This window comes from Amycolatopsis sp. CA-230715, from assembly GCF_018736145.1.
Classification (GTDB): Bacteria; Actinomycetota; Actinomycetes; order Mycobacteriales; family Pseudonocardiaceae; genus Amycolatopsis.
The window spans coordinates 6175453-6186242 of sequence record NZ_CP059997.1 but is presented as its reverse complement, the minus strand read 5'-3'; the positions used below and the strand labels follow the sequence as shown (position 1 = coordinate 6186242).

Genomic DNA, 10790 nt, shown 5'->3' with positions numbered 1-10790 from the left:
GCATTCCCAGCGAGGCGCGTTCCTGTCCGCGCTGGCCGACGAGTTACGGAGCACGATCCGGTGAGCGCACGTGAGATCGAAGACGTCTACGACCTGACCCCGCTGCAGCACGGCATGCTCTTCGAAAACCTTTACGCGCCAGGCGAAGGAACCTACCTGGAGCAGTCCGTGCTGGAGTTCGAGGGCGCACTCGACACCGACGCCTACTGGCGCGCCTGGCAGCACGTGGTCGACCGCCACCCCGCGCTGCGGACCACGTTCCACTGGAACGACATCAAGAAACCGGTGCAAACCGTGCACCGGCGGATCGGGCTGCCACGCACCGAACTGGACCTGCGCGGGCTCGGCGCGGCCGAGGGGCAGGACCGGATCGCGGACTACCTCCGCCCGGTGCGCGCGAACGGGTTCGACCTCGAAGCGCGGCCACCGATGGACCTCTGCCTCGCCGTCGGCGACGACCGGTGGCACCAGCTGCTGAGCGTGCACCACCTGATCCTGGACGGCTGGTCGGTCGGGATCATCATGGGCGAGTTCCTGCGGGCCTACCGCGCCTGCTGCGACGGGCACGAGCCGGGCCTGCCCCCGGCTGGCCGGTTCCGCGACTACGTCGCCTGGTGGCGGCGGCAGGACGGCGCCGAGGCCGGGCGGTACTGGCGCGACCAGCTCGCCGGGTACACCCCGCCGCCGCGGCTCGACGTCGGCACGCCACCGGCCGTGAGGACCGGCGAAATCCCCTACGACTGGGCGGAACTCGACCTCGCGGACGTCGCCGAGGACGTGCACGCGTTCGCCAAGCGGCACCGCCTCACCGCGAACACCCTCGTCCACGGCGCGTGGTCGCTGGTGCTCGCGCGCTGCCAGCACACCGACGACCTGACCGTGGGAACGACGTTCGCGCACCGGCCCGCCGACGTGCCCGCCGCCGAGTCGATCGTCGGCTGTCTCGTCGGCACCTTCCCGATCCGCACCCGCCCGCGCGAGGACCAGCCGGTGCTGGACTACCTGGGACACGTCCAGGATTCCGTGCTGGCCGCGCGCGAGCACACCGCGACCGACCTGGTGGGCATCCAGCGGCACAGCGGCGTCGCACGGGCGGGGGGCCTGTTCGAAAGCCTGGTCACCTACCAGAACATCCCGATCCCGGAGTTCGGCGGTCCGGTGGGCGGAATCCGGATCCGCGGGTACACAGTGGACACCCGGCCGCAGCTACCGCTGGTGCTGATGGTGATGCCGGGGACGACCATGCCGATGCGGCTGGTGCACGACCGGCGGCGGTTCGGCGCGCACCAGGCCGGGCTGCTGCTGGCCAGGGTGCGGCACGTGCTCGCGGCGATCGTGGCCTCGGACGCGGGCACCACACTGGCGGACATCGACGTGCGGCCGGAGGACGAACGGCGGCGTATCGCCCGCGCCTGCGCCGACCCGGCCAACCTGGCGGCCGCACTTCCGGCGGGCCGCCCGCTCCGGCTCGTCGACGCGCGGGGGCACGAAGTTCCGCTCGGCGCACCGGGTTTGGTCGAGATCGGTGGGGCGGTTTCCGGGCTGTGGGCGAGGGTGACCGACGACGACGGCCTCGAACACCTCGGCGATCGTGCCGAGACCACGGCCCCCGCCGCGGAATCCGGACCGGCCGACCCGCCAGCCACACCGACCGAGAAAGCGGTCGCCGAGCTGATGGCCGCCATCCTCGACGTCGACCGGGTCGGCGCCGCGGACAACCTCGTCGAACTCGGCCTGCACTCGTTGCTCGGCACGCGCGCGACCAACCAGATCCGCGACCGCTGGAACCTCACCGTCACGCTGCACGCGCTGTTCGAGAACCCGACGGTGCGCGACCTCGCCAAGCTGATCGAAGCGGGCGGCGAGGCGCAGCCCGCGCCACGAGGGCACCAAGATCTGAGCGCCGACGTCACGCTCGACGAGTCGATCACTGGGATCGGCCCGGCCGCGTGGCACCCGTCGCCGAGCCGGTTCCTGCTCACCGGCGCCACCGGCTACCTCGGCTCCTTCCTGCTCGACCGGCTGCTGCGCTCGGGCACGGCGACCGTCACCTGCCTGGTGCGGGACCGGACTCCGGACGACGGCCTGGCGCGCGTGCACGACACGCTGCGCGCGGCGGGGCTGTGGCGCGAGGAGTACCGCGGCCGCATCACCACGGTGTGCGGCAACCTCACCAAACCGCTGCTCGGACTGTCCGAAGAGAACTTCGCGGCGCTGGCGGCGGACGTGCAGGAGATCTACCACGCCGGGGGCACGGTGAACACGCTGCCGAGCTACCGGCGGCTGCGCTCGACGAACGTCGGCGGCACCAAGGAGGTGCTCCGGCTCGCCGCGACCGGCCGGACCAAACCCGTGCACTACCCGTCGTACGCCGGGCTCAGCGCGCCGGAGCTCGGCGGCCGCGAACTGCCGGTCACCGGGACCCCGCCGGAGGCGCGGCACGGTTACGAGGCTTCGAAGTGGGTCGCCGAGCGGCTGCTGGCGCTGGCGGACGAACGCGGTGTGCCGACGGTGGTCTACCGGGCGGCCAGGCTGGTGGGCGCCACCTCGCCCGCGTACTGGAACCCGTCGGACGCCACCAGCGAGATCGTGCAGGCGTGCGCGTACCTCGGCATGGTGCCCGACTCGGCGGTGCCGATGCCCGCGTCCCCTGTCGACTACGTCGCCGACGGGATCACCGCCCTGGCAAGGAAAAAGGAGTCACTCGGCGGGCGCTACCACCTGATTTCGCCGCAGCCGTTCACCTTCCGCGTGGTGGGCGAGGCGATGACCCTCGCCGGGTACGACCTGCGTTCGGTCGACATCGACACCTGGTACTCCGAACTCGTGCGGCGCTCCGCCGAGGACGGGGGCAGGCGCTGGGATCTCGTGCTCTCCGTGGTCGGCGCGTGGAAGCGGCAGGTCGCGGACGGCTGGCGCGAAGCCGAGTACGACACCAGCCGCGCCAGGTCCGCGCTGAGCGCGGACCTGGTCTGCGGCCCGGTCGACGCGGCCTACCTCCGCGGCGCGCTGGCCTGCTTCGCCAGTACCGGCCACCTCCCCGCGCCCGCGGGGGCGAACGGCTGATGTCCGTACACCACGACCACGTCCGCGGCTGGGAGGCGGTCTACGACGAGCTGTACGCCGGTTCGCTCGGCGAAGACCCGGACAGCCGCTTCGCCGGGTGGACCAGCAGCTACACCGGCGAGCCGATCCCACTCGCCGAAATGCGGGAATGGCGCGACGCCACGGTGCGGCGGATCCGCGCGCTGCGGCCGAAGCGGGTGCTGGAGATCGGCGTCGGCAGCGGGCTCCTGCTGACCGAACTCGCGCCGCGCTGCGATTCCTATTGGGGTATCGACGCTTCCGGCGCCGCGATCGACTGGCTCGACGACACCCTCGAAGACGACCTCGCCGACCGTGTCGTGGTCCGGCAGTGCGCCGCGCACGAACTGACCGAGCTGCCGGAGGGCTTCTTCGACACGGTGATCCTGAACTCCGTCGTCCAGTACTTCCCCGGTACCGGGTACCTCCGCGAAGTCCTCGACGGAGTGTTCCGGCTGCTCGCGCCCGGCGGCTCGGTGTTCGTCGGCGACGTCCGGAACCCGCGCTCGCACCGGAGCTTCCAGGCCGCGATCGCGGTCGCCCGCGGTGAGCAGGGCGCGGCCGCGCTGGCGCGGGCGGACCGCGCGCTCGGCATGGCTGAGGAGCTGCTGGTCGACCCCGGTTTCTTCGCGGGCCTCCCCGGCACCGCGGACATCCGGCTCAAGGAAGCGTTGCACCACAACGAGTTGAGCAGGCACCGCTACGACGTGGTCCTCACCCGGTCGCACCGGGACACCCCGGCCGCGCCGGAACTGGTGTGGGGAAACGATCTCCGCAGCGCGGCCGAGCTGCGTGGCCGCCTCGACGGCACCGAGCTGGTCGTCCGGGGGATCCCGAACCTGCGGCTGACCGAGGAGGACGCGGCGCTCGCCGCGCTGGAATCCCGGCCGCCGCCACCACCGGGCGTCGACCCGGAGGAGCTTTCCGCGCTGGGCGCCGGGCTCGGCTACCGCGTACTCGCCACAGTGTCCGATATGGACGGTGGATGGTTCGACGTGCTGTTCACCAAGGACCCCGAATCCGTCGCACCGTTCCGCGAGAGGTGACCGCCGCCATGACGCTCTACGAGAGGTTCGAAAACCAGGTCCTGATCGACCCGGGCCAGGTCGCGCTCGTCGACGGCGAACTGTCGCTCACCTACCGGGAACTGCGCTCGGCCGCCGAGGACCTGCGCGACCGGCTCGCCGCGGCGGGTGCGCGGCCCGGCGACCTGATCGGGCTGCGGATGCCCCGCGGGGTGCCGGTCGCGGTCGGCATCCTGGGCATCCTGGCGCACGGATGTGCTTACGTGCCACTGGATCCGGCCTACCCGGCAGCGCGGACGAAGCTGATCGCCGACGACGCCAGGATCACCCTGACCGTGGTCGGCGGCCGGGATTCCTGGCAGCCGGAGGTGGTCGTCACGGGCGAGCGGCGCGACCGCCACGACGTGCCGCCCGGTACCGCGTACGTGATCTACACGTCGGGGTCAACCGGCCGCCCGAAGGGCGTGTTCGTCGGCAACGAGCACGTGCTCGCGCTGATGGACTCCGGCAACAAGGTGTTCGACTTCGACGCCTCCGACGTCTGGTCGGTGTTCTGCGGGTACGGCTTCGACGTCAGCGTGTGGGAGCTGTGGGGCGCGCTGCTCAACGGCGGCACGGCCGTGATGATCTCGCGAGAGACGGCGGCCGATCCTCGCGCGTTCAGCGAGGTGCTCCTCGCCGAGGAGGTGACCGTGCTCAACCAGGTGCCGACCGCGTTCGGCTACCTGGTGGCGGAACTGGAAGCACGCGAGGTACGGCTGCCCGCGCTGCGGTACGTGATCTTCTCCGGCGAGGCGATCCAGCTTCCCGCGATCCGGCGGTGGCACGAGCTGGGCGCGGCCCCGGCCGCGACGCTGGTCAACATGTACGGCATCACCGAGACGACGGTGCACGCCACGCACCAGGTGCTGACGCCGGACGACACCGGAGAACCCGCGTGGCCGGGCTCGACCCCGATCGGGATTCCGTTGCCCCACCTGGAAATCACCGTGGTGGACGAGGACCTGCGCCCGGTTCCCGCCGGTACACCCGGTCAGCTGCTGGTGTCCGGTGCCGGAGTCACGCACGGCTACCTCGGCCGGGCGGACCTCACCGCCGAGCGCTTCACCGTCTACAACGGACTCCGCACGTTCCGCAGCGGGGACTGGGCCGTGCTCGACGAGTCCGGCGGCCTGCACTACCTCGGCCGCAAGGACCGCCAGGTGCAGATCCGCGGGTTCCGCGTCGAACTCGGCGAGGTCGAGGCCGCGATCGCCGGGCACCCGCTGCTCGCCCAGTGCGCGGTCACCGTCGCCACGAACTCCCACGGCGAACCGCTGCTGACCGCGCACTACACCCGCGTCGGCGGTGACGAGCCGACCGGGGACCTGCTGCGGCGGTTCGCGGCCGGGGTGCTGCCGCCGCACATGGTGCCGATGGCCTTCCGCGCGCACGCGGCGATGCCGACCACACAGCACGGGAAGGTCGACCTCGCCGCGCTGGACGCCACGCCACCGACCGGATCAGAGACGACCGAGAACACGAGATGAGGCCAGCGACATGCGCTACGAACTCCTAGGCCCGGTGCGCCTCGCCGACCGCGGCCGCACCACCGCCGTCGGCCCGCGACGGGTGCAGACCGTCCTGTCGGTGCTGCTGATCCGCGCGGGCGAGATGGTCACGCGCGATCAGCTCATCGCCGAGATCTGGGCGGACGACCCACCGCGCCAGGCCACCGCCGCGGTGCACGTCTACCTCTCGAAGCTGCGCAAGGCGCTGACCGCGGCCGGGTGCCCCGGCGGCACCGTGCTCACCCACGAGACCGGGTACGTCCTGCGCACCGGCACCGACGAGGTCGACTTCGACATCGTGCTCCGCCTCGCCTCGCGCGGCAGGGCGCTGATGCGGCACGGCCGGTTCACCGACGCGATCCGGGTGCTCGAAGGCGCGCTCGCGCTGTGGCGCGGTCCCGTGCTCGGCGGCCTGCGGGCGGGGCACGTCGTGGACGGTTTCGTCACCCAGCTCACCGAAACCCGCCTGTCGTGCCTGGAAATGCTCATCGACTGCCGCCTGGAGCGGGGCCTGCACCGGGAACTGGTCGGGCCGCTGCACTCGATCGTCGCCGAGCACCCGATGCGGGAGACCTTCCACCGCCAGCTGATGGTCGCGCTGTACCGGTCCGACCGGCAGGCGGACGCGTTGAACGTCTACCACCTCGCGCGCAAGACGCTCGACGACCAGCTCGGCGTCCGCCCCGGCAAGATGCTCCAGCGCACCCAGCAGGCGATCCTGCGGGCGGACGACGAACTGCTCGCGCGCTGTCACGACGGCGGGATGGAGTGGACCGAGTCCGCGTGATCGGGTGCGGGTTCGCCGAGCTCGGTCACCAGCACCGCCATGCTCCGCACGGTGCCGAAGTTCTTCGCGCTCAGGTGCTGGAACGGCACGATCACGCCGAGCTGCTCGCGGATGAAGGTCAGCAGGATGGCGACCTTGAGGGAGTCGAGGATTCCCCACTGCAGCAAGGGACTTTCCGCCGTCAGCTCGCCGTCGGGGTCACCGGCGAGGAACTTCTCCCTGATGAAGTCGATGAGCCGGTCTTCGGTCACGGAGTTCATACGGTGCTACCTTCCTTCGGGTTCGAGGGATGCCGTACTGCCAGTGCGGCGCGGTCGACCTTCCCGTTCGCGGTCCGGGGCAGCGCGGGCACGAAGTGCGCGTCGTCGGCGATCATGTAGGTCGGCAGCCGTTCCGCGCAGTGGCGCTTGACCGCGAGCACGCCGAGCCGGGCGCCGGGACGCGGCACCACGAACGCTTCGATCCGGCCGCCGAGCGCCGAACCGCGCACCACCGCGGCCGCCTCGGCGATGTCCGGATGCGCGGTCAGCGCGGCTTCCACGTCGCCGAGTTCGACGCGGTGCCCGCGTACCTTGACCATCGCGTCGCGCCTGCCGAGGTACTCGAACGAACCGTCTTCCCGGACGCTCACGAGATCTCCGGTCGGGTACGGATCCCGCTGCGGTTCGCGGCCCCAGTAGCCGCGCATCACCGACGGCCCGCTCACGTGCAGTTCGCCCGCTTCACCCGGCCGGGCCACTTCGCCGTCCACGACCGCCCACACGGTGTCGCCGCTGACCGCGGTGCCGATCGGCACCGGCCGGTCCCGCGCGAGGTCGTCCTCGCCGACTTCGTGCGCGGTGCACACGTTGGTCTCGGTGGGGCCGTACAGGTTCAGCAGCCGCGCCCCGGTCCAGCCCGCGAGATCGCGCAGCGCGCCGATCGGGAACGGCTCCCCGGCGAACAGCACCGCGCGCAACGCGGCGGGCGCCGGACGGTCGAGCAGGCCGCCGTCCCGCATCATCAGCAGCAGCGCCGAAGGGACCGAGTACCACACGGTGATTTCCCGCCACCGCAGGAAATCCACGAGCTGCTCCGGCGCGTACGCGAGTTCGGCGGCGACCAGGTGGACCGACCCGCCGGTGCACAGCGCGCCGTAGAGGTCGAGCACCGAGAGGTCGAAGCTGAACGGCGCGTGGTTGGCCAAGCGGTCTTCCTTGCCGAGCGCCAGCTCCGCGATCGCCCACCGCACGAACGCCATCGCGTTGGCGTGGCTGAGGCACACGCCCTTCGGGGTCCCGGTCGAACCCGAGGTGTAGAGGATGAACGCCAGATCGTCCTCGCCGCCCGCGACCGCCACGGGTGCCGCGGCCTCGGGAAGGTCGCCGAGATCGCAGAACACGGGCATTTCCTCAAGAAACCGCGCGATCTCCTCCGCGCGGTCCGGCGAAGCGCACACCACGCGCGGGGCGCAGTCCCGCACGACCGTCGCGACGCGGCCCGCCGGAGAAGTGCTGTCCACCGGGACGTAGGCGGCACCGGCGCGCAGTGCCGCCTGCATGGCGACCACCACCGCGCACGACTTCGCCGCCCAGATCAGCACCCGGTCGCCCGGCACGACCCCGGCCGCTACGAAGGACGCCGCGAGCGCGTCCGCCCGCCGGTCGAGTTCGGCGTAGCTCAGCGAACCGTCCACACCGGACACCGCCACCCGGCCGGGATGGCGTTTCGCGGTGGCCCGCACGGCTTCGTGCAAGAGGGTCACAGGCCCATCTCCCGCGTCAGGATTTCCTTCTGCATGTCCGTCGTGCCGGAGAAGATCGCCGTCGGCACGCAGTCCCGGAGCTGGGTTCCGGCACTGTCCCCGCCCAGGTACCCGGCGCCGCCGAAGATCCGCACCGCGTCGAGGCTGTTCGCGATCGCGGTCTCGGAAACGGTCATCTTCGACACGGCCGCGGCGGCGCGGTGCTCCCTGTTCTCGTCCAGCAGCCAGCAGGCCCGGTGGACCAGCAGCCGCGCGGCTTCGAGCCGGGCCCGCATGTCCGCGATCCGGTGCGAAACCGCCTGGAACTCCCCGATCGGCCTGCCGAACTGGCGACGCGTCCTCGCGTGGTCGACGCACTGGCGTAGCTGCCTGGCTAGCACTCCGAGGTAGAGCCCGAACAAGCAGGCCCGTTCCCAGCCCATCGAATGCTGGAAGACCCCCGATCCCTGGCCCTCTTCGCCGAGCCGATAGCGCTCCGGCACGAAGCAGCCGTCGAACTCCACCCTGCCCGCGGGACAGCCCCAGAGGCCCGTTTTGGCCACCGGCCCGCCGATCTTCAGGCCGGGCACCCCGCGCGGGACCGCGAACGCGCTGATGCCGAGGAAGGCCGCATCCGGGTCGGTGACCGCGTAGGTGACGAACACGTCGGCGAGCGGACCGTTGCTGGCGAAGGACTTCACGCCGTCGAGCCGGTAGCCGCCGTCGGCACGGGTCGCCGTCGTGGTGAGCGCGCCGACGTCGGAACCCGCCTCCGGTTCGGTCATCGCGTTCGCCGCGATCACCGAACCGTCGGCCAAACCCGGCGCCAGCTCGTCCAGCAGACTCCCCGAAGCGAAGTCCCGGATCGGCACGACGCAGGCGAGCAGATGAGCGGCGACCCCGAACACGAGCCCGGTGTCGGCGCACTCGTCACCGAAGGCTTCCAGGCACAGCGCGACATCGAGCGCGCCGAGGCCGCCGCCCCCGAACGCGGACGGCAGGCACAACCCGGTGAGGCCGAGTGCCGCCGCGGCGGCCCATTCGGTCCTGGAGAAGTGCGCGTCCGGGGAACTCCGCACCGCGCCGGGCAAACCGGTCCGCACGGCGGTGCGCAGCGCGTCGACACGCTTCTGCTGCTCGGGAGCCAAGTCGAAGTCCATAACGGGGACCATCCGATCCGCCGCGGCCAACAGGGCACTGAAGAACCGCTAAATTCCCTCATCCAGGCCGTTAAGCGAGTTGTAAGCGCGGTCTTGGTGGCGCCCGAACACTGGAGTGCATGCAAGCAGACTTCGATGTGGCGGTCATCGGCGGCGGCCCGGCTGGCTCGACGGCGGCCGCGTACCTCGCCAAGGCCGGCCTTTCCGTGCTCCTGCTCGAAAGCGAAATCTTCCCGCGGCCCCACGTCGGCGAGTCACTGGTACCCGCCGCCACCCCGCCGCTGGTCGAAAGCGGCGCGATGCCCGCGGTGGACGCCGCGGGCTTCCCGAAGAAGTACGGCGCGGCGTGGACGACCGCGAACTCCGTGTCCCTGCCCAACAACGGTTTCGCCGGGCTCAGCCACAACCTGCCCGCCGTGGTGCAGTTCGTGGAACGCGACCAGGAAGGCGTCGACCGCGACTACACCTACCACGTCGACCGCGGCAAGTTCGACCTCATCCTGCTGAAGAACGCCGAGGCGCAGGGCGCGAAGGTCGTGTGCGGCGCCCGCGTGCTGAACGTGGACTTCTCCGACGACCAGGTGGTCACGCTGAACTGCCGGATCGCCGGCGCGAACGTCACCTACACCGCGAACCTCGTCGTGGACGCCTCCGGCAGGCAGACCCTGCTCGGCAAGCAGCTGAAGACGAAGATCCCGGACCCGGTGTTCAACCAGTACGCGCTGCACGCGTGGTTCGAGGACTTCGACCGGACCGCGTTCGTCACCGAGGACCACGAAGAGGACTTCATCTACGTGCACTGGCTGGCGATGCGGGACTCCTGGGTGTGGCAGATCCCGATCACCGACACCGTCACGAGCTTCGGCGTGGTGACGCAGAAGAAGAACTTCACCTCCGCGAGCGCGTCACCCGACGAACTGTTCTGGGACTTCGTGGACACCCGCCCGGAGCTGAGCAAGGCGCTGCGGAAGGCGCGCCAGATCCGCCCGTTCAAGGCGGAAGGCGATTACAGCTACCGGATGCGGGAAATGGCGGGCGACCGGTTCGTGCTGATCGGGGACGCCGCGCGGTTCGTGGACCCGATCTTCTCCAGCGGGGTGAGCGTCGCGATGAACAGCGCGCGGCTCGTGTCCCGCGACATCATCGCCGCGCACGAAGGCGGGCACGGCTTCGGCAGGAGCAGTTTCGCGACCTACGAGGCGAAGCTGAAGAAGGCGGTCGGCTACTGGTACGAGTTCATCGCCATCTTCTACCGGCTCAACGTGCTGTTCACCGCGTTCGTGAAGGACCCGCGCTACCGCATCGACGTGCTGCGGATGCTGCAGGGTGACGTCTACGACGGCGAACCGCCGAAGGCGCTGGAGGACATGCGCGAAATCCTGAAGGCGGTGGAAAACGACCCCGACCACGTCTGGCACCCGTACCTCGGCGCCGTGTGGGCCGGACCTGGCCAGGCCTGAG

8 protein-coding genes are annotated in these 10790 nt (G+C 71.0%); 5 read left to right on the top strand and 3 right to left on the bottom strand.

Going from position 1 to position 10790, the window contains the following annotated elements:
• Positions 1 to 60: 60 nt before the first annotated feature.
• Genes HUW46_RS29730 through HUW46_RS29715 form a run of 4 tightly spaced genes read left to right on the top strand, consistent with a single transcriptional unit; the run spans position 61 to position 6446 of the window.
• Positions 61 to 3066, top strand: coding sequence for a thioester reductase domain-containing protein (locus HUW46_RS29730; protein WP_215542085.1), 3006 nt, complete (start codon positions 61 to 63; stop codon positions 3064 to 3066).
• Entirely contained in the window at positions 3066 to 4130 is a 1065-nt protein-coding gene (locus HUW46_RS29725; RefSeq protein WP_215542084.1) for a class I SAM-dependent methyltransferase, read from the top strand. Before HUW46_RS29730 ends, HUW46_RS29725 begins: the two co-directional genes overlap by 1 nt.
• 8 nt (positions 4131 to 4138) lie before the next feature.
• Positions 4139 to 5638, top strand: a complete 1500-nt coding sequence (locus tag HUW46_RS29720) for an amino acid adenylation domain-containing protein (RefSeq protein ID WP_215542083.1) — start codon at positions 4139 to 4141, stop codon at positions 5636 to 5638.
• 10 nt (positions 5639 to 5648) lie between these two features.
• Positions 5649 to 6446, top strand: coding sequence for an AfsR/SARP family transcriptional regulator (locus HUW46_RS29715; protein ID WP_215542082.1), 798 nt, complete (start codon positions 5649 to 5651; stop codon positions 6444 to 6446).
• Here HUW46_RS29715 and HUW46_RS29710 read toward each other — a convergent pair.
• Genes HUW46_RS29710 through HUW46_RS29700 form a run of 3 tightly spaced genes read right to left on the bottom strand, consistent with a single transcriptional unit; the run spans position 6410 to position 9329 of the window.
• A complete protein-coding gene (locus tag HUW46_RS29710; RefSeq protein WP_215542081.1) occupies positions 6410 to 6706 on the bottom strand; it encodes an acyl carrier protein in 297 nt (98 codons plus the stop codon). The genes HUW46_RS29715 and HUW46_RS29710 overlap by 37 nt on opposite strands.
• Positions 6703 to 8190 (bottom strand): amino acid adenylation domain-containing protein, encoded by a 1488-nt coding sequence (locus HUW46_RS29705; RefSeq protein ID WP_254125016.1) that lies wholly within the window; start codon positions 8188 to 8190, stop codon positions 6703 to 6705. The genes HUW46_RS29710 and HUW46_RS29705 overlap by 4 nt, the downstream gene beginning before the upstream one ends.
• Complete coding sequence (locus HUW46_RS29700; protein WP_215542080.1) at positions 8187 to 9329, bottom strand: acyl-CoA dehydrogenase family protein; 1143 nt, start codon at positions 9327 to 9329, stop codon at positions 8187 to 8189. Before HUW46_RS29700 ends, HUW46_RS29705 begins: the two co-directional genes overlap by 4 nt.
• A 119-nt stretch (positions 9330 to 9448) precedes the next feature.
• On the opposite strand from HUW46_RS29700, the gene HUW46_RS29695 reads away from it, so the two are divergent.
• Positions 9449 to 10789 carry an NAD(P)/FAD-dependent oxidoreductase gene (locus tag HUW46_RS29695; RefSeq protein ID WP_215542079.1) on the top strand — a complete coding sequence of 447 codons (1341 nt, stop codon included), beginning with the start codon at positions 9449 to 9451 and terminating at the stop codon, positions 10787 to 10789.
• Position 10790: the final 1 nt, after the last annotated feature.